Source organism: Corallococcus sp. AB045 (assembly GCF_003668895.1).
GTDB classification, from domain to species: Bacteria; Myxococcota; Myxococcia; order Myxococcales; family Myxococcaceae; genus Corallococcus; species Corallococcus coralloides.
The window spans coordinates 1-21,252 of the sequence record NZ_RAWN01000009.1; the positions used below are offsets into that span (position 1 = coordinate 1).

General features: G+C 71.4%; 5 protein-coding genes. 2 read left to right on the forward strand and 3 right to left on the reverse strand.

Going from position 1 to position 21,252, the window contains the following annotated elements; genetic code table 11:
- From D7Y21_RS03700 to D7Y21_RS03710, 3 genes are all read right to left on the reverse strand, one after another.
- On the reverse strand, positions 1-14,296 hold a 14,296-nt coding region (locus tag D7Y21_RS03700), incomplete at its 3' end, for a non-ribosomal peptide synthase/polyketide synthase (RefSeq protein ID WP_121711275.1).
- Between the two features lie 184 nt (positions 14,297-14,480).
- Positions 14,481-16,133, reverse strand: coding sequence for a cyclic peptide export ABC transporter (locus D7Y21_RS03705; RefSeq protein WP_147469180.1), 1,653 nt, complete (start codon positions 16,131-16,133; stop codon positions 14,481-14,483).
- Complete coding sequence (locus tag D7Y21_RS03710; protein ID WP_121711278.1) at positions 16,130-17,284, reverse strand: CCA tRNA nucleotidyltransferase; 1,155 nt, start codon at positions 17,282-17,284, stop codon at positions 16,130-16,132. Before D7Y21_RS03710 ends, D7Y21_RS03705 begins: the two co-directional genes overlap by 4 nt.
- 192 nt (positions 17,285-17,476) lie before the next feature.
- On the opposite strand from D7Y21_RS03710, the gene D7Y21_RS03715 reads away from it, so the two are divergent.
- Both D7Y21_RS03715 and D7Y21_RS03720 read left to right on the forward strand, forming a co-directional pair.
- A complete protein-coding gene (locus D7Y21_RS03715; RefSeq protein ID WP_121711280.1) occupies positions 17,477-19,918 on the forward strand; it encodes a penicillin acylase family protein in 2,442 nt (813 codons plus the stop codon).
- A 55-nt stretch (positions 19,919-19,973) separates the two neighbouring features.
- Complete coding sequence (locus D7Y21_RS03720; RefSeq protein ID WP_121711282.1) at positions 19,974-21,251, forward strand: polysaccharide deacetylase family protein; 1,278 nt, start codon at positions 19,974-19,976, stop codon at positions 21,249-21,251.
- Position 21,252 lies beyond the last annotated feature (1 nt).

Here is a 21,252-nt window from a genome sequence, read left to right on the forward strand (position 1 = left end):
CCCCCATCCACTCCACGTCCCCCACCCGCCGCTCCGGCTTCTCCACCAGCGCTCGCACCACACGCTCGAAGCCGTCCATCCACCGACGGACCGTCCGCTCCTCGTACAGGTCCGTGCTGTACTCCACCGAGCCCGCGAAGCCGTCCTCCTGCTCCGTGAGGGACAGCGCGAGATCGAACTTCGAGGCCCGTCGTGACAGCGCATACGGCGCCGCCGACAGGTCCGGCACCGCCCACGGTGTCACCGGCGTGTTCTGCAGCGTGAAGAGGACCTGGAACAGCGGGTGCCTCGCGAGATCACGCGCTGGCTGCAACGCTTCCACCAGCTTCTCGAACGGCACGTCCTGGTGCGCGTACGCACCCAGCGTCGTCTCCCGCACCTGCGCCAAGAGTTCCCGGAACGTCGCGCCTGTCTCCACCTTCGCGCGCAGCACCAGCGTGTTCACGAAGAAGCCGATCAGCCCCTCTGTCTGCGCGTGATGCCGCCCCGCGATGGGCGTTCCCACGCTCACGTCGTCCTGACCCGCGTGCCTCGCCAGCACCACCTGCCATGCCGCCAGCAGCACCATGAACGGCGTCACGCCCTCCTGCTTCGCCAACGCCTTCACCGCGTCCGCCAGCGACCGCGACAGCCGCACGTCCAGGCTCGCGCCCTCGGTCGAGGGCACGACGGGCCGGGGCTTGTCGGTGGGCAACTCCAGCGCAGAGGGCGCTCCCGCCAGACGCTGCCGCCACCACCCCAACTGCTCCTCCAGCGCCCCGCCCTCCAGCCACTCCCGCTGCCACGCCGCCCAGTCCGCGTACTGCACCTCCAGCGCCTCCTCCTGCGCCGCGGTGCCCTTCGCCTTCGCCTCGTAGGCCTTGCCCACCTCCCGCACCATCACGCCCATCGACCAGCCGTCCGACACGATGTGGTGCATCACCACCACCAGCACGTGCTCCCCTTCTCCCTCCTTCACCAGCAGCGCCCGCATCAGCGGCCCGGCATCCAGGTCGAACGGCCGCTGCGCCTCCTCCGTCGCCACCCGCGCCGTCTCCCGCGCGCGGTCCTCGCCGCCGCTCACGTCCACCCGCCGCAGGGCGAAGGACGCGTCAGACGCGATGCGCTGGAACGGACGTCCCTCCACGGATCCGAAGGTGGTGCGAAGCGCTTCGTGCCGCTGGACGACGTGCGTGAACGCCTGCTCCAGCGCGGCCACGTCCAGCGGTCCCTTCAGCCGCAGCGCGGCCTGGATGTTGTACGCGGCGCTTCCAGGCGTGAGCCGGTCCAGGAACCACAACCGCTGCTGCGCGAACGACAGCGGCAGTGACTCCCCTTCACCACGGACTCGCGACGGAATGCGAGCGATGGCCTCGGCTCCCGTCTTCGCGCCGAGCGCCGCGTCCAGCCACTGGCCCAAGGCGGCCACCGTCGGGTTCTCGAAGAGCTCCCGCAGCGGAACCTTCACGGGGAACACCGAGTGCAACCGGGACACCACCTGCGTCGCCAGCAGCGAGTGGCCTCCCAGTTCGAAGAAGTCGTCGTCGCGGCCAACCCGCGCCACGCCGAGCACCGACGCCCAGATGTCCGCCAGCAGCTCCTCGGTGGGCGTCCTCGGCGCCACGTCCGCGGACGAGGACTCCTCGGTGTCCACCGCCTCCGGCAGCGGCAGGGCTTCACGCGCCAGCTTGCCGTGGGACGTGAGGGGGAACGCCTCCAGGGGTACCAGCGCCTGCGGCACCATGTAGTCGGGCAGCCGCTCGCGCAGCACGCGGCGCAGCTCCCACGGGTCCACGTGCGCGCCGTCGCGGGCTGTCACGTAGCCCACGAGCCGCGCGTCGCCGGCCACCGTCCGCACCAGCACCACCGCGTCGCGCACGCTGGGATGGGCACGCAGCGCGGCTTCAATCTCTCCCAGCTCGATGCGGAAGCCACGCAGCTTCACCTGGTGGTCGATGCGGCCCAGGTGATCCAGCTCCCCGGTGGAGCGCCAGCGGCCCAGGTCACCCGTGCGGTACAGCCGCGCGCCGGGACGTCCGGAGAACGGATCCGGCACGAAGCGCTCCGCCGTGAGCGCCGGGCGCTTCAGGTAGCCCCGGCCGGGGCCTTCACCGCCCACGAACAGCTCGCCCGGGACACCCATGGGCGCAAGCTCGCCGCGCGCGTCCAGCACGTACACCTGGAGGTCCGGGATGGGCACGCCCACGCTGCTGGGCTGCGCGCCGGCCGCGTCCTCGGCCGTCAACGGGCGGAAGGTCACGTGGACCGTCGTCTCCGTGATGCCGTACATGTTCACGAGCTTCGGCCGCGCGTCGCCGTGCCGCTCGAACCAGGCCCGGAGGCTGGAGAACTCCAGCGTCTCGCCGCCGAAGATGATCCACCGCAGGCTCGACGCGCCGCCCGTGGCCCGGGCCGCGTCCGCCTGCACGAACTGGAGGAACGCGGACGGCGTCTGGTTGAGCACCGTCACGCCTTCATCGTGGACCAGCGCGCGGAAGGCCTCCGGCGAACGGCTCACCAGATACGGGACGATGACCAGCCGCGCCCCGTGGATGAGCGCGCCCCAGATCTCCCAGACGGAGAAGTCGAAGGCGTACGAGTGGAAGAGCGTCCACACCTCGTCGGAGCCGAAGGAGAACCAGGGCGCCGTGGCGGTGAAGAGCCGCGTCACCCGGGCATGCTCGATCTGCATGCCCTTGGGCTTGCCCGTCGAACCCGAGGTGTAGATGACGTAGCAGCCGTTCTCCGGCGTCGCCGAAGGGGCCGGATCCTGCGTGGGCTCGCCCGCGACGCGGTCCCAGTCCGCATCCAGCCGGAACACCGGTCGGCTCGCGGGCAGCGTCGGCACCAGCCGCGCCTGCGTGAGCAGCAGCGGCACGTCCGCGTCCTCCAGCAGGAAGGCGAGCCGCTCCGCCGGATACGACGGATCCAACGGGACGTACGCGCCGCCCGCCTTGAGGATGGCGAGCAGGCCCACCAGCATCTCCAGCGAGCGCTCCACGCACAGGCCCACGCGGACTTCCGGCCCCACGCCCTGCTTGCGCAGGTGGTGCGCGAGCTGGTTCGCCCGCCGGTTCAGCTCGCCATACGTCAGCGACGCCTGCTCGTACGTCACCGCCACCGCGTCCGGCGTCTTCGCGGCCCAGGCCTCGAAGCGCTGGTGCACGTTCGGCGTGGAGCCGAACGCCGGCGCCTTGGGCTGCCCCCAGGCGAGCACCTGCTGGCGCTCCATGGCGGACAGCATGGGCAGCGCATCCAGCCGCGCGTCCGCGTGTGACACGAACGCTTCCAGCAACGTGCCCAGGTGGCGCAGCATCGCGTCGGCGGACTCCGGCGCGAAGCGGCCCACGTCGTGCAGCAGCTTCAGCTCCAGCTCCCGGCCCGGGACGACGACGCACGTGAGCGGGTAGTTCGTCCACTCGCTCACCACGAAGCCGCGGACCTCCAGGTTCCGCGCCCACTCCCACACGGCCGAGTCCAGCGGGTAGTTCTCGAACACGAGCAGCGCTTCGAAGAGCGACGCCCCGCGCGACAGCCCGCTCCAGCCCTGCACCTCCACCAGCGGACTGAACTCGTACTGTCGCTGCTCCGCCTGCCGCTGCTGGAACGCCTGGAGCCAGGGCCCGAGCACCGCGTCTCCCGGCATCCGGACGCGGACCGGCAGCGAGTTGATCAACAGGCCCACCGTGGACTCGACGCCTTCGATTTCCGGCGGACGGCCGGACACCGTCGCGCCGAAGACGACGTCCTCCAGCCCCGCGCAGCGCCCGAGCATCAGGCCCCACGCCGCCTGCACCAGCGTGTTGAGGGTGACCTGCTGCTGGCGCGCGAACTCCTGGAGCGCCGACGTCACGGAGCCCGACAGGGACAGCCGCCGCAGCATCCGCGAATCGCTCGCGCGCGCCGCTCCCCGGTCCTCCGGCAAGGGCGTGGGCTGGGTGAGGCCGGCCAGCGCGTCACGCCAGTAGCGCTCCGCGCGGCCCAGGTCCTGGTGCTGCAACCACGCGATGTAGTCGCGGAAGGTCGCGCCCTCACTTCGGGGCAGCGCGCGGCCCTGTCCGAAGGCCTCGTAGAGGGAGAAGATCCGCCGCAGGAGCAGGCCCACGCTCCAGCCGTCCATCAGCAGGTGGTGGAAGCTCCACACCAGGTGATGGACGCGCGCGTCCGTGCGGATGAGCGACATGCGCATCAGCGGCGCGTGCGTGAGCTCCAGGCCGCGTGCCCGGTCCTCCGCGCGGAGGGCCACGAGTCGCGCCTCCTGCTCCTCCGGGGACAGGCCGCGCCAGTCCAGCTCCCGCCAGGGCAGCTCGGCCCGGGATAACACCACCTGCCGGGGACGCTCCAGCCCTTCCCACCGGAACGCGGTGCGCAGCACCGGCTCGGTCGCCACCGCCTCCTGCCACGCGCGGTGGAAGGCCTGCACGTTGAGGGGCGCGTGGAACGAACAGCTCACCTGTTCGAAGTACGCTCCCGACTCCGGCGCCAGGATGCCGTGGAAGAGCAGGCCCTCTTGCAGCGGGGACAACGGATACACGTCCTCCACGGCCTCACCGGGCGGCAGGATGCGCTCCAGGATGTCCGCGGACAGGTTCGCCAGCGGGAAGTCCGCGGGCGTGTAGCGCAGGGCGTCTGGCGTGGAGCGCAGCGCCACCAGGGACCGCACCGACTCCAGGCTCGCGCCAGCCAGCGCCTCGACCGTGGCGCGCTGGTGCAGGTGCTCGCTGAAGGTCCACTCCAGGCGCAGGCGCTCATTCAACACGCGCGCCCCCACCGACAGCACCTCCGTGCGGAGCGCGCCGGGGACCTTCGACAGGCCTGTGCTCCCGCTCGCGGGCTCCAGCAGCGTCAGCCCCGCGGCCAGGCCGTCGAACTGGCCCAGGTAGTTGAAGGCCACCGGAGGCGCGGGCTGCACGCCCAGGCCGCGCGAGACGTCGTCTCCGCGCAGGTGGCGCAGCATGCCGTAGGACGCGCCCCGGCCGGACACCGTCCGCACCGAGTCACGCACGGCGCGCAGCAGGTCTCCTTCCGAGCCCCGGCCCGCCACATCCAGCACCACCGGATACGCCGCGGTGAACCAGCCCACGGTGCGCGACACGTCCACGCCGGGGAGCGCGACGTCGCGGCCATGTCCCTCCAGCGTGACGCGCACGCGGCCCACGCGCAGGACCTGTCCCAACGCCCGCGCGACCGCGGACAGCAGCAGCTCGTCCACGCGCGCACGCCACGCCGTGGGGGCTTCGCGCAGCAGCAACCGGGTCGTCTCCGCGTCCAGCTCCACCGCCACCGTCCGCGCGGAGGCCACGGTGTTCTCGCCGCCGGGACCATCCAGCGGGAGCGGCTCCACGGGCACTCGCGCCTGGGCGGCCCAGACCTCAGCCTCCGCGGCGACCGCGTCCGTCGCGGCGTAGGACTCCAACCGCTCCGCCCACGTCTTGAAGGACGTGGTGCGCGGAGGCAGCGCGGGCGCCTGGCCGTCGCGCAGCGCCAGGTAGGCGGACTCGAAGTCCTCCAGCAGCGTGCGCCAGGACACGCCGTCCACCACGAGATGGTGGATGACCCACAGCAGCCGCGCGGGCTGCCCCGCGCCCATCGTGAAGAGCACCGCCCGCATCAGCGGTCCCGAACCCAGATCGAGGCTGCCCTGGACGCGCGTGGCCACCTGCTCCAGCCGCGCCTCGCGCGCCTCCTCGGGCAGGCCGGACAGATCCTCGCGGACGAGGAAGTCCACCGCTTCGTCGGGCGAGCCGTACTGCTGCGACCATCCATCGCAGGCGCGGGTGAAGCGCAGGCGGAGCGCGTCGTGGTGCCGCCAGAGCGCCCGCAGCGCCGCTTCCACCAGCCCCGCGTCCAGCGACTCGCGAGCCGCCAGGAGCACCGCCTGGTTGTAGTGCTCCGGCGCGGGCGACCCCTGCTCCAGGAACCAGCGCTGGATGGGGGTGAGCGGCACCGTCCCGCTCGCCGGTCCTGCGTCGGCGACGGCCGGGGTGGCATCCAGAGTGGCCGCCGCCGCCAGGTCCCGCAGCTTCTGGTGCTCGAAGAGCTGCTTGGGCGTGATCGCCAGTCCGGCCCGCCGCGCCTGCGCGACGACCTGGAGGCTGATGATGGAGTCGCCGCCGAGCTCGAAGAAGTTGTCGTCCGCCCCCACCCGCTCCACGCGGAGGATCTGCTGCCAGAGCGACGCGAGCAGCCGCTCCGCGGGCGTGGAGGGCTCCACGAAGGTGGCCTCCTCGCGCGTCGGACGGCCGCCGAGCGCCGGCAGCGCGCTCCGGTCCACCTTGCCGTTGGGCGACAGCGGCAACGCGTCCAGCACCACGAAGGCTGAAGGGACCATGTGCTCCGGCAACCGCCGCCGCAGCCCATCGCGCAGCGAGGCCTCGTCGACCGCCGCGCCCTCGAAGGGCACCACGTAGCCCACCAGCCGGCGCACCCCTGACGCCTCTTCACGCACCGTCGCCGCCGCGGCCTGGACGCCGGCCTGCGCGCCCAGCACGGCCTCCACTTCTTCCAGCTCGATGCGGAAGCCGCGCACCTTCACCTGCGCGTCCGAACGGCCCAGGAACTCCAGGGCTCCGGCCTCCAGCCACCGCGCCCGGTCACCCGTGCGGTACATCCGCGCGCCGGGCTCCGTGGCGAAGGGGTCGGGCATGAAGCGCTCGGCGGTGAGCGACGGGTGGCCCAGGTAGCCGCGGCCCACGCCCGCGCCGCCCACGTACAGCTCGCCAGGAACGCCCGGCGGCACCGGTTGAAGCGCCGGGGACAGCACGTACACACGCACGTTGGCCAGCGGTCCGCCAATGGTCACGCGGTCCGCCGACAGCGGTTGATCCGTCAGCGTGGCGCACACGGTGATCTCCGTGGGGCCATACGCGTTGATGAAGCGGCGGCCCGGCGACCAGCGCCGCACCACCTCCGGCGGACAGGCCTCGCCCGCGGAGATGATCGTCTCCAGCCGGGTGAGCCCCTCCGGCGACTGCTGCGCGAGCACCGACGGCGTCAGCGTCACGGTGGTGATGGCCTGCTCCGTCAGCGTCCGCTCCAGCGCGGGCCCCGGCAGCAGCGCATCCTTCGGCGCGAGCACCAGGCACGCGCCGGCCAGGAGCGTGGAGAAGACCTCGCACACGCCCGCGTCGAAGCTGCTGGAGGCGAACTGCAACACGCGGCTGTCCGGATGGACGCCGTGCGCGCGGCCCACCGCCACGGCCGTGTTGCAGAGGCCCCCGTGTGTCAGCAGCGTGCCCTTGGGCCTGCCGGTGGAGCCCGACGTGTAGATGACGTACGCCAGGTGCTCGGGAGCTCCCGCGTCCTCCAACGTCGTTCCGGGAAGCCGCTCCAGCCGCGCGGCGTCCTCGTCCAGGCACACCAGGTGGGCGCCCGTGGCCGGCAGCTCGTCCGCGAGCTCCGAGCGCGTCACCACGACGGGCACCGCGGAGTCCTGCAGCATGAAGGTCAGGCGGGCGCTCGGGTACGCCGGATCCAGCGGGACGAAGGCGCCGCCGGCCTTGAGCGTCGCCAGCATGGCGATCACCAGCTCCGGCGAACGCTCCAGGCAGATGCCCACGCGCGTCTCCAGCCCCACGCCCTGCGCGCGCAGGTGGCGCGCGAGCGCGTTGGAGCGCGCCTCCAGCTCCCGGTAGCTCACCTCCTGCCCCTCGAAGCGGAGCGCGGGCCTGTCGCCGAAGGTCGAGACCGCGGCCTCGAAGCGGCGGTGGACCCGCAGGGGCTCGCCGATGGGAAGCGTGGCGGCGTTCCAGGTTCCCAGGACGTGGGCCCGCTCCGCCTCCGTGAGCAGCGGCAGAGACTCCAGCGCGCCGTCAGGCCGTGACAGGGCACCTTCCAGGAGCGTGCGCAGGTGCTCCTGCATGCGCGCCACCGTCGCCGCGTCGAAGAGGTCGGTGCTGTACTCCCAGAGGCCGGACAGGCCTTCCGAGGTGTCGCTGAAGGCCACGGTGAGGTCGAACTTCGACGCGCCCGGGTCAATGGACTCCACCCGCAGGGACAGGCCGGGCAGCGCCAGCTCCGCGTCGCGCGCGTTCTGGAAGATGAGCTTGACCTGGAAGAGTGGCGACGCGCCCAGGCTGCGCTCCGGGTTCAGGTCGCGCACCAGTTCTTCGAACGGAAGATCCTGGTGGGCGTAGGCGCCCAGCGCGGCCTCGCGCACCTGGCCCAGCAGCGCCCGGAACGGCAGCACCGGCGTGGGGCGCGTGCGCAACACCACCTGGTTGACGAAGAAGCCCACCAGGGCCTCCGTCTCCGCGTGGTGCCGGTTGGCGATGTCCGTGCCCACCAGGAGATCGGTGCGGCCGGTGTAGCGATGCAGCAGCGCCTGGAAGGCCGCCATCATCACCATGAACGGCGTGGCACCTTCGCGCAGCGCGAGCTGACGCACGGCCTCCGCCGTTGCGCGCGGCAGCACGTGCGTGGCCTGGGCCCCCTGCGACGTGCGCACCTTCGGGCGGTGGCGAGCCAGGGGAAGGTCCAGTACCCGGGGCGCGTCCTGGAGCTGCTCGCGCCACCAGGAGAGCTGCGCCTCCCGCACCGCGCCCTGGAGCCAGCCGCGCTGCCACACGGCGTGGTCCGCGTACTGCACGGCGAGCGCCGGCAGGCCGGACGCGGTGCCGCGCGTGAAGGCGCCGTACAACGCTCCCAGCTCGCGGACGAGCACACCCAGCGACCAACCGTCCGCGACGATGTGGTGCAGCACCAGCACCAGCACGTGCCGGTCATCCCGCAGCGCCAGCAGCGACATGCGCACCGGCGGGCCCGCGACGAGGTCAAACGGCCGCGATGCTTCCTCGCGCGCCCATTCCAGCGCCCGCGCCTCGAGCGCATCCGGGGCAACGTCGTGCAGGTTGACGTGCGTCAGGGCGCGCGCGGGCGCCGGTGCGACGCGTTGGACCGCTCCGTCCGGTGTCTCGTGGAAGGTCGTGCGCAGCACCTCGTGGCGCAGGAGGATCTCAGCCAGCGAGCGCTCCAGGGCCTCGGCATCGAGCGCCCCGTCCAGCCACAGCATGGCGGGCACGTTGTAGAGCGCGTTGCCCGGCTCCATCCGGTCGAGGAACCACAGGCGCTGCTGCGCGAACGACAGCGGCAGCGGCCGGTCCCTGGGCACGGGGACAACAGGAGGCCGCACGGCATCCGCGCCCGTGCGAGACAGCGCCTCCAGCCGTCTGGCGAGCGCGCCCAGCTTCGGCGTCTCGAACAGCGCGCGCAGGGGCAGGTCCACCTGGAAGACCGAACGGATGCGGGACACCGCGCGCGTGGCCAGCAGCGAGTGTCCGCCGCGCTCGAAGAAGTCATCGCCAGGGCCCACGTCGCTCACGCCCAGCACCTGCGCCCAGACGGAGGCGAGCAGCGCCTCGTACGGAGTGCCCGGCGCCGAGGGCTCCGCGCGCGCGAATTCGGCCGGCTCCGGCAACGCGCGGCGGTCCACCTTGCCATTGGCGGTGAGCGGCAGGGTCTCCAGCACGACCACCGCGGACGGCACCAGGTACGACGGCAACCGCTCTTCGAGGAACGTCTTGAGAAGGTCCGGCACCAGCTGGCCACCGGTCGTCGGCACGCCATAAGCCACGAGCCGCCGCTCACCACCGCCCGCATCACGGGCGACCACCACTGCCTCGGCGATGGCCGGGTGCTGCTTGAGCACCGCCTCCACTTCACCCGGCTCCACGCGGAAGCCGCGCACCTTGAGCTGGTCGTCCTCGCGCCCCAGGAACACGATGGCGCCGTCGGGCCCGAGCCGCGCCCGGTCGCCCGTGCGATACATGCGCTCGCCGGGCGTCTTCGCGAACGGTGACGGGATGAAGCGGTCGGCGGTGAGCTCCGGCCGGCCCAGGTACCCCCGGCCCACCGTGCCGCCCGCGATGTAGAGCGCGCCCGCGACGCCGGGGGGCACCGGGCGCAGGCCCGCATCCAGGACGTACGCACGCACCTCCGGCAGGGGCCGGCCCAGCGGAACGACGACCGGACGGTCCTCTCGCGCAAGTGCGGAGGCCGGCAGCGTGAGCACGCCCACGGTGGTCTCCGTGGGGCCGTAGTGGTTGAACACCGCGCAGCCCGGCACGAGCGAACGCACCTGATCCACGAGTGCCCAGTCGGACGACTCGCCACCGAGCACCAGCCAGCGGCGCGGCAACAACCGCTCCGGCGACTCCGACGCCAGCAGCGCCCGCAGGTGCGACGGGACGATCTTCAACCCCTCCACGCCATGCCGGGCGAAGTACGCACCCAGCGCCGCCGGGTCGGACGCCGTCTCGGTGTCCACCAGGTGCAGGGTGCCGCCCTGGGCCAGCGTGGGGAAGAGCGCGGTGTGCCCCAGGTCCGCCGCCAGCGTGGAGACGGACGCGAACGACGCGCCCGGCGAAAGGTCCAGGCGCCGCACGAGGCCCCGCACGTAGCGCACGATCTGCCGGTGCTCGATGCCCACGCTCCGGGGCCGGCCGGTGGAGCCCGAGGTGAAGATGACGTAGGCCAGGTTCGACGGCACCGCGCCGCGAGCGGGCGGCGCATCCGAGGGGAACGACGCGAACGGCGCCGCCCCGTCATCCAGCAGCACGAGCCGTCCAGGGTGGCCGTCGAAGCGCGAGGCAAGCTCGCGGATCGTCACGACCACGTCCACGCGCGCCTCGTCGAGCATCAGGCGCAACCGCTCCCCGGGGTTCGCGGGGTCCAACGGAACGTAGGCGCCGCCGGCCTTGAGGATGCCCAGCAGGCCACGCATCGCGTCGGCACGCCGGTCCACGCAGAGGCCCACGCGAGCGTCGGGGCCCACGCCCATCGCGCGCAGCGCACCTGCGAGCTGGTTCGCGCCCGCGTCCAGCGCGCGGTACGTCAGCGACTGGCCGCCGCCCACCACCGCCACGGCGTCCGGTACGCGCGCCGCCTGCGCTTCAAAGAGCGCATGCAGACACGTGTCGTTCCCCGCCGCCAGCCGCTCCTCCGGCCACGCCTCGAGCACCGCGCGCCGCGCTTCCTCATCCAGCAGCGGCAGCGCGTCCACCCGCAGTCCGGGTTGGACCGTCGCGGCCTCCAGCAGCGTGTGCCAGTGCCGCACCATCCGCTCGGTGCTCGCGCGGTGGAAGAGGTCCGCGGCGCTGATCAGCGTGCCGGTGAAGCCCTCCGCGGTCTCCGACAGGTTCAGCGACAGGTCGAACTTCACCGCGCCGGAGTCCAGCGGCACGGCCCTCAAGGCCAGGCCCGGCAGCTTCAGCTCAGGCAGCGAGTCCTGCTGGAAGGCGAGCATCACCTGGAACAACGGGTGTCGCGCCAGGTCGCGCGCGGGCTGCAACGCCTCCACCAGCTTCTCGAACGGCACGTCCTGGTGCGCGTACGCACCCAGCGTCGTCTCCCTCACCTGCCCCAACAGCTCCCGGAAGCTCGCCCCGCCCGCCACCTTCGTGCGCACCACCAGCGTGTTCACGAAGAAGCCGATCAGCCCCTCCGTCTCCGCGCGCTGCCGCCCCGCGATGGGCGTTCCCACGCTCACGTCGTCCTGCCCCGCGTGCTTCGCCAGCACCACCTGCCACGCCGCCAGCAGCACCATGAACGGCGTCACGCCCTCCTGCTTCGCCAGCCCCTTCACCGCCTCCGACAACGACCGAGACAGGCTGGCGTCGACGGTGTGAGCACGGAACGTGGGGTTCACCGGCCGGGGCTTGTCGGTGGGCAGCTCCAGCGCCGAGGGCGCGCCAGCCAACTGCTGCTTCCACCACCCCAGCTGCTCCTCCAGCGCCCCGCCCTCCAGCCACTCCCGCTGCCACGCCGCCCAGTCCGCGTACTGAACGTCCAGCGCTTCCTCCTGCGCTGCAACGCCCTTCACCTTCGCCTCGTAGGCCTTCCCCACCTCCCGCACCATCACGCCCATCGACCAGCCGTCCGACACGATGTGGTGCATCACCACCACCAGCACGTGCTCGCCCTCTGCCTCCTTCACCAGGAGGGCCCGCATCAGCGGACCCGTCTCCAGGTCGAAGGAGCGCGCCGCCTCCACTCGCGCCAGACGCGCCGTCTCCTCCGCGCGATCCTCCCGCCCGCTCACATCCACCTGCTCCAGCGTCACGGGCAGGTCCGGGAGGATGCGCTGCGCCGGAACGCCGTCGCGGGAGACGAAGGTGGTGCGCAGGGTTTCATGGCGCCGCACCAGCACATCCAGCGCATGCTGAAGCGCCGGAACATGGAGCGGCCCCACCAGCCGGACCGCGACGGGGATGTGATACGCGGGGCTGCCACGGACGAGCGCATCCAGGAACCACAGCCGCTGCTGCGCGAAGGACAGCGCGGGCAGCTCCTCACGGTTCCGCGGCTTCAAGGGCGGCGTCAGACGGCTGGAACCCGCGCGGTGCGCGAGCACGCGCCCGGCCAGCTCCGCGATGGTGGGCCCCTGCAGCAGCGCCTCCATGGGCAGGATGACGCCCAGGCCCTTCTCGATGTCGTGGCTCAGCTCCACCGCCGCGAGCGAATCCAGGCCCAGCCGGGTGATGGGCTCGGTGGCGGACACCTCGTCGGGCCGGACGCGCAGGCGCGCCGCCACGCGGCTTCGCAGCCAGGCGCCCATCGACTCGGCGGTGTTCCCAGGCCCAGCGTCCTCGTGAACGTCCGCGTGCGCTTCGAGCGCGCTGCCTTCCTTCCACTGGGTGACGACACGCAGCGAACCGTCGAGGAAGCTCTCGCGGCAGGCGCGCCGCTGGATCTTCCCGCTGGACGTCTTCGGGACGCTTCCCGGCTCCACCAGGATCAACGCGTGGGGCTGGAGCTCATGCTCCTCGCTCAGCGCCTGGCGCACCGCCGCCAGCACCGGGCCCAGGTCCCCGCCGTCGCGCAGGCTGACCTCATGGACCTGGACCAACCGCTCCTCGCCCGCGACGTCGACGCTGAACGCCGCGCCAGAGCCCGGGCGGATGGCCGGGTGCGCGCGCTCCGCCGTGAGCTCCAGGTCCTGCGGGTAGTGGTTGCGGCCACGCAGGATGATGAGGTCCTTGCGCCGCCCGGTGACGTACAGCTCGCCGTCCACGACGAAGCCCAGGTCGCCCGTGCGCAGGAAGGGGCCCTCGCCCGTGCTCGCGAGGCGCGCCTGGAAGGCCTCCTCCGTCTGCTCCGGCCGCTGCCAGTAGCCCTGCGCGATGCTGGGGCCGCGCAGCCAGATTTCACCCACCTCGCCGTCGGCGCGAGGCGTGCGCGCCTCCGGGTCGACGATGAGCATGGACTGGTCCGGCATCGACTGGCCACACCCCACCAGCTCACGCGAGCCCGGAGTGCCCGGCTCCACGCGCACGGCCCGAGAACGCGCCAGCGCCTCCGCCTCCAACGTGAGCGCCGAGGCGCCCGCGCCCTGCGCCACACCGGTGGCGATCAGCGTGCCTTCCGCCAGGCCGTAGCAGGGATAGAGCGACGGAGCGCGGAAGCCCTGCGGCCCGAACGTGCGGTTGAAGCGCTCCAGCGTCTCCGTGCGGATGGGCTCCGCGCCACAGAAGGCCACCTCCCACGAGGACAGGTCCAACCGGGCCCGCTCCTCCTCGGAGATGCGCCGCGCGCAGAGGTCGAACGCGAAGTTGGGGCCGCCGCTGATGGTGCCCTTGTACTGGGAGATGGCCTCCAGCCAGACGAGCGGGCGGCGCAGGAACGTGAGCGGCGACATCAACGTCACCGGGAACCCACCGTTCAGCGGCTCCAGGATGCCGCCGATGAGACCCATGTCGTGGTACGGCGGCAGCCAGATGACGCCCACGCTGTCGGCGCTCGCCCGGAAGCTGCGGTGGATGGCGTCCAGGTTGTGCAGCAGGTTGCCGTGCGTGAGCATCACGCCCTTGGGCATCCCCGTGGAGCCCGACGTGTATTGCAGGAACGCCAGCGTGTCCGGACGCGCCACGGGAGGGCGCCATCCGTCCTCCGCTCCGGGCTCCAGCGCATCCGTGGCGGCCCAGTGCAGCCCGTTCAGCTCCGGCGCCTGATCCGTGAGGAACTCCTTCATCGACAGGATGAAGGACGTGGTCAGCACCACCGTCGCGCGCGAGTCCTCGATGATGGCGCGCAGCCGGGGCAGCGTGCGCTCCAGGCGCGACGGATCCGGCGGATACGCCGGCACCGCCACCAGCCCCGCGTAGAGACAGCCGAAGAAGCCCGCGATGTAGTCGAGCCCCGGCGGATACAGCAGCACCGCCCGCGCGCCAGGCTCCACGCCCGCCAGCGCCCCCGCGATGCGCCGCGCGTACAGGTCCAGCTCCGCGTGGGTCCAGGAGGCCTCGAGCTCTCCTGTCTCTCCCAGGAACGTGTACCGGGACGCGCGAGCCGCGTCAGCGCTCCGGTGCCGGAGCAGGTCCACCAGGGACTCAAATGGAGGACGCTGAGCGAAAACCGAAAGGGAGGACGGTCGGGGAGAGGCCGGGCTCATTCAACTGCGAGAAATAACTGTATTTCTGAGTTTCCAATAGAGCTTTTGATTACTCGCCAGAACCACCATGACTGATATCCGGGTCCGTATCCCACTCGGCGGGAAAACGTGTGTCTCAGGAGGCGGCGCGGGGAGACTCGGCGGAAGGCTCCGCGAGGGGCTCGGAGACGAGCTGGCCAGACTCGACGCGCAGCAGGCGGTCGGCCGCGTCGAAGTAGCGGTCGTCGTGGGAGATGACCACCACGGCCTTGCCGCGCCGCTTCAGCTCCGGCAGCAGCTCCCGGTAGAAGACGGCCTTGAACGCGGGATCCTGGTCCGCCGCCCACTCGTCGAAGAGGTAGATGGCGCGGTCCTCCAGCAGGGTCGTCACCAGCGCCAGGCGCTTGCGCTGACCCTGGGAGAGCGCCGTGGTGGAGAACGCCTTCCCGTCCAGGCGCACCTTGTGCTCCAGCTTCAGCCGCTCCAGGAAGCCCTGCACCTGGGACAGCTCCCCCTCCAGTCCCATCAGGCGGTCGAAGAGGTGGAAGTCGGAGAACACGGCGGAGAAGTGCTGCCGGTAGTGCTCCAGGGTCCCGGCCGTCACGGGCTGGCCGTCCAGGAGGATCTGCCCTTCCTGGGGCGAATACAGCCCGGTGATGAGCTTGGCGAGCGTGGTCTTCCCGCTGCCGTTGCCGCCCACGATGAACAGCAACTCCCCCGGGCGCAGCTCCAGATCGATGGGGCCCAGGGTGAAGGTCCGGTCGTCGTGCTCGCGCTGGTAGCGGTGGGTGGCGCCTCGCAGCTCCAGCTTCTGGAACGACGGCCGGGCGTCCAGCGCCGCCGGCTCGCGCGCCTCTTCGGTGGACGCGGCGAGCGACAGGCCCAGGGCTTCGAGCTTCGTGTGGGACACCTGCCCGCGGGAGATCAACGGCATGCCCTCCATAAGGGACATGAGGGGCGTCTGTAGGTAGAGCACCGCGAGCGTGTACCCCACCAGGGCCGTTGTGTTCACCTGCGTGAGGTGGGGCAGGAGGAAGAGCAGCACGCCGATGACGACGAAGAAGAGGAACATCCCCCAGCTGGAGCCCACCGCGAACGCCGTCGCGGCGCGCCGCTGGAGGTCCTTCACCCGGCCGGCGGCGTCCGAGATCACACGCGACAGGAAGTCGTCGCGCCGCCGGGCATGGAGCTTGATCTCCTTGATGCCGTCGGTCAGCCCCCGGAAGTGCAGCATGAGCTCGTCCTGCACCTCGCGCGCCCGGCGCATGTCACGCACCGCCCTCGCGGTGGACAGCCGGTAGGTGGCGATGCCCAGCACCAGGCAGATGACCAGCGCGAGCAGCAGCGTCCGCGACAGCATCACCATGTAGACGAGACACCCGAACACGGTGGACGCGTTGATGACCAGCCGGGGCAGCATCGCCATGGCGTTGGTGAGGTGGAACAGGTCCTCGGTCAGGGCGGACAGGAGCCGGTGGGAGCCCTGCTCCTCCAACTGACGCAACGGCGCACGGGCGATCTGCGCGCTCATCTTCAAGCGCAGGTCGAAGAGCGAGTCCTGGTTGATCTGGCTGATCAACACCTGGGCCGCGATGCGCGACACCAGCGCCACGACGACCAACCCCACGAAGAGCGAGACCTCCACGGCCCCATGGGCCTGGGTGCCCGCGAGGGCCCGGTTGATCATCGCGATCAACCCGGCCCCACAGGCGCCGGACACGAGCCCGGCCAGCACGGACGCCAGGAAGCGGCCCTTCGACGCCTGGAACAGCAGTGACAGCAGCTTCATGCGCCCTGCCTCGCGCGCCACGCATCCAGGACCTGCCGCGATCCGCCCGTGGCATCGAGCGTGAGCGAGTACACGTCCAGCGCCTCCGTCAGCAGGTGCGAGCCGAGCAGCTCCGCGGCTCCCGCGCTGTCAGGGCCCTGACGCAACACACGTTGCGCCGCCAGCACCGCGAGGCCGTCCTCCACCAGCGGCGGCCGCTCCGCGTCGTCCCCCGCCGGCACGAGCTCCGCCAGGGACACAGGCGCGTCCACGCCCGACAGCACCGGGGGATCCGCGAGGGGCAGCAGGAGCGCCGCGAGCCGTGCCGGATGACCGAGCCCGCGCCCCTGGGCATGGAGCCGGTCCATGGCATCCCCGAGCGAGAACAGCCCCTCCCACGCGAACGGGCTCAGTCGTCCCAGGGACGGGAGCGTACGCGCCAGCACGTCGAACTCGCGCATGCGGCGCAGGCAGGCCCCGGCCACACCCAGGCTCAGGCACTCCAGCAGCTCATGGAGGCGCAACGCGAACGGGCTGTCCGGCAGCGCGGCGGCGCCTTCGCGCAGGGCCTCCAGCGTCCGGGGTTCGAGGGTCAGGCCGCGCCGGGCGGAGATGCGCAGCGCCCGGTAGACGAGCGACGGATCATCGCGGAAGCGCTCGGAGGGCTCCCCCAGCGAACGCAGCACGCGGGCGCGGACGTCGGCCACCCCGCCCACGAAGTCGAGCGTCTGGCCCGTGGCCGGATCATGAAAGAGCGCGTTGATGGAGAAGTCTCGCGAGGCCGCGTCCTGCGCCACGGTGCCCACCGGAAGCTCGCGGGCCACGGCGCTCAGGTCGGCGTCCAGCGGCACCCGCGGCGTGGACGCGGGCGTGCGCAGCGGACGCAGCGTGGCCACGTCGAAGGGCTTCCCGCCCTCGAATACCAGCGTCATCACCGAGCCCCGGCCGCCCAGCATCAGGCACTCCTCGAAGAGGCCGTGGGTCTGGTCCGCCCGGGCGTCCGTGGCGATGTCGAAGTCCTTGGGCGTCTGCCCGAGCAGCAGGTCCCTCACGCAACCGCCCACGAGCAGGGCCTGGAACCCCGCGCCGCGAAGGCGCTCGAGGATGGCCAGGGCGTTGGGATCGATGCGCGAGGCATCAAGGGTCACGGGAGCTGCGGAGGCCTGGGACATGCGTGCGGACTCACTTCCGCGCGGCCCCCGGGGGAAGGGCTCGGCGCGCGCGGAGCAACACACGCGAATACCCTTGAAGTCCACGATAATTTTTCATTCGAGACAAGCGTGTCAGGAGCACACTCCCTCACAGACTGAAATACACGCATAAAGCGAATAAACTTGTCAGCCCTGTTTGCGAAACTGTGACCCATGCGCACCTCCCGCTTCTCCCTGTCCCTGCTGCTGACGCTGACGGCCTTCGGCGGCTGCCGGAACGACGACCCACCGGCGCCCTCCCCGCTCAAGGCCACCCTCCACCGCACGTCCTACGGCGTCCCCCACATCCAGGCTGACGGGTATCGCAGCCTGGGCGCCGGCATCGGCTACGCGCAGGCGCAGGACGCGGTGTGCATCCTCGCGGATCAGTTCCTCAAGGTCCGTGGCGAGCGCGCTCGCTACCTGGGCCGGGGCCCGCAGGATGCCTTCCTCGAAAGCGACTTCACCTACCTGGGGCTCGCGCTGCGCGCCCGCGCCGAGGCCAGCTTCGCGGAGCAGTCGCAGGAGCTGCGCGACCTCGTGCAGGGCTATGCCGCGGGCTACAACCAGTACCTCGCGGACGTGCCGGCGGCTCAGCGTCCCGAGCCCTGTCGGGGCGCCGCATGGGTGAAGCCCATCAGCGCGTACGATCTACTGGCGTATCACTTTGACCTGTCGCTGTTCGACACGCTGGTGCCATTGCTGGGCTACGTGGGCAACGCGCAGCCGCCGAGCGCGGAGGCGGAAGGCGAGCGGCTCCAGTCGAGGCCGCTCGCGCTGTCACCGCGCAAGGATGAGCTGGGCAGCAACGGCTGGGCGCTGGGCCGCGAGAAGACCGCCAGCGGCCGGGGCATGCTCGTCGCCAACCCGCACTTCCCCTGGGAGGGCAGCCTCCGCTTCCACGAGAGCCACCAGACGATCCCCGGCAAGCTCGACGTGTACGGCGTGTCCCTGCTGGGCGTGCCGGCGATCAACATCGGCTTCAACCGGGACATCGCGTGGACGCACACCGTGACGGCGTCGAGCCACCTGACGCTGTACCGGCTCAAGCTCGTGCCGGGAGACCCCACGGCGTACGTCTATGACGGAGCGACCCGCCGCATGACGTCGCGGACCGTCACCGTCAACGTGCGGGGGGACGACGGCGGCATGACGCAGGAGACGCGCACGTTCTGGCGCAGCCACTACGGCCCCATCCTGGCTGGCCCCGGCGCGGACTGGACGGACGAGACCGCGTACACGACGCGCGACGCGACGGAGGACAACCCACGCTTCGCGGAGCACTGGGTGCGCCTGAACACGGCCCGCGACATCGGCGAGGCCGCGGACGTGGAGCGCACCGTGCGCGGCGCGCCCTGGGTGAACACGCTGCTCGCGAGCGCGGATGGAGCTACGCGCTACGTGGACGCGTCCCGGGTCCCCTACTTGAGCCCTGCCACGGTCGCGGCGTATCGCGACTCGCTCGAGTCCACGCCGGACGCGCCGGTGTTCGCGTCGTTGGGGCTCGTCCTCCTGGACGGCAGCACGTCCCGCGACGAATGGGTGGGCCTGGACAGCGAGTCGCACGGTCTGGTGCCGACGACGGTCATGCCGCAGCTCAGCCGCACGGACTTCGTGATGAACGCGAATGATCCGGCGACGTTCGCCAACCCCGCCGCGCCCCTGCTCGACCTGCCCTTCCTCTATGAAATCTTCGGGACGCGCGGCCGCATGAGCACGCGCTCGCACATGAACCTCACGCTCATCACCGAACAGGGCGACACCGCGGCGGCCGGCAGCGACGGGCGCTTCACGCGCGAGGAGGCCGAGCAGGCCATCCTGAGCAACCGCACCTGGGTGGCGGAGCAGCTGCGCACGGCCGTGGTGCAGCGCTGCCAGGGCGCGGAGCCCATCGTCGTCGATGGCGCGCCGGTGGACATCACGGAGGCGTGCCAGCTGATTGCAACGTGGGATGGCCGGCTGGAGCTGGATCGCGCGGGCGCCATCATCTGGCGCGAGTTCCTCAACGGCTTCAACCGCTCCGACCTCGTGGACCGGGGAGCCCTCTTCGCGCAGCCCTTCGATCCGGCCCGGGCGGCGGTGACGCCGGCGGGGCTGGTCCCCGCGCCGGAGTCCGGCGTGGATCCGGTGAACCAGAAGCTGGCGGAGGCCGTGGCGCTCCTGGGCAAGGCGGGCATCGCGGTGGGAACGAAGCTGGGCGACGTGCAGTTCGCGTGGAAGGGAGACCGCAAGGTGCCGCTGCATGGCGGCGCGGCCTTCGAGGGCGTCACCAACGTCGTCGGCTATTCCGGCGCGAACGCGACGCTGCTGCCGCAGTCCCAGCCGCAGGGCCCGCTGCTCTCCCCCGGCACGGGGCTCACGCCGGAAGGCTACCTGGTCGACTTCGGGACCAGCTTCCTCATGGTGATGGAGTTCACGCCGGAAGGGCCCAAGGCGAACGCGGTCCTCTCCTACGCGCAGTCCGCCGACCCGGCGTCACCGCACTTCGCGGACCAGGCGGACCTCTTCTCCGGCAAGCACTTCCGTCCCGTGCACTTCAACGAAGCGGACATCCTCGCGGATCCGGCGCTCACGACGCTGGAGCTGACCATCGACGCTACATCGAAGCTCGAGTAGCGGCGCATGCGCAGGTTGTGGGTGAAGCCTTCGTGCACAAGGGGGAGCACCCACCATGGAACCCACGACCCGAGCCACCGCCCTCCTGCCCGGCCAGGTGGTCGTCTCGCTGAACTTCGACGACTGCCTGGCCTCCCAGCTCATCGGTGCTTCCGCCATGGAGGCCCGAGGCATGCGAGGGACGTTCTTCGTCAACAGCGGCAGGCTGGGGCAGTCCGGCCGCCTCACGCTCGCCCAGGTGCACGCGCTCCAGGACAAGGGCCATGAGATTGGCGGCCACACGCTGACCCATCCGCACCTCACGGAGCTGTCGCCGGACGACCAGCGCAAGGAGATCTGCAACGACCGGGTCGCCCTGCTGAACGCGGGCTTCCGAGTGACGTCCTTCGCCTATCCCTTCGGCGACGAGGACGCGACCACGCGGCAGATCGTCATCGACTGCAACTACAACTCCGCGAGGGAGAGCGGCGGGCTGAGAACGACGCCGAGCGGCAGCAGCCCGGCCGCCGAGCCCGTACCTCCCGCGGAACCGTACGCCATCCGGACCCACGGTTCCGTGCAGGCCACCACCACGCTCACGGACCTGAAGAACTACGTGCTGCGTGCCGAAGAGTCAGGCGGCGGCTGGGTGCCCATCGTCTTCCACCACATCTGCGGGCCGTGCAACCCGCCGCAGACCTATTCCATCTCGCCCGCCAACCTGACGGCCTTCATCGACTGGCTGGCCACCCGCGCCTCGCGAGGCACCACCGTGGCCACGATGGACGCCATCATCGGCGGAGTGCTCAAGCCCCCGGTGAGCTGGCCCCCCGCGCAGCTCTTGAAGAATCCGTCGCTCGAAGCGGACAGCAACGGTGATGGGACCCCGGACTGCTGGCAGCGCGGCGGCTTTGGAAACAACACCTTCACCTGGAACCGGACGTCGGACGCGCACGGAGGCAGCTGGGCTCAGCAGGTGCGCATCACGCAAATCACCGACGGAGACCGGAAGCTCATCACCCGTCAGGATGACAGCAGCTGCACTCCCACGCCGACCACGGGGCATCACTACCGGATCACCGCCTGGTACAAGGCCACCACGCAGGTGAGGTTCAAGGCGTACTACCGCAACAGCGCGGGCGCCTGGACCTACTGGTCGCAGGGGCCACTGCTGCCCCCGCGCAGCAGCTACACCTTCGCGGAATGGACCACGCCCGCGACACCCTCCGCGGCGAAGGCCCTCAGCGTGGGCCTGTCCATCGACCAGGTCGGCACGCTGACGATGGATGACTTCGCGCTCTCCGACGTGGAGGCGAGCGTGTCCGTCCAGGCCCCGGCTGAACATCCGTCATGAC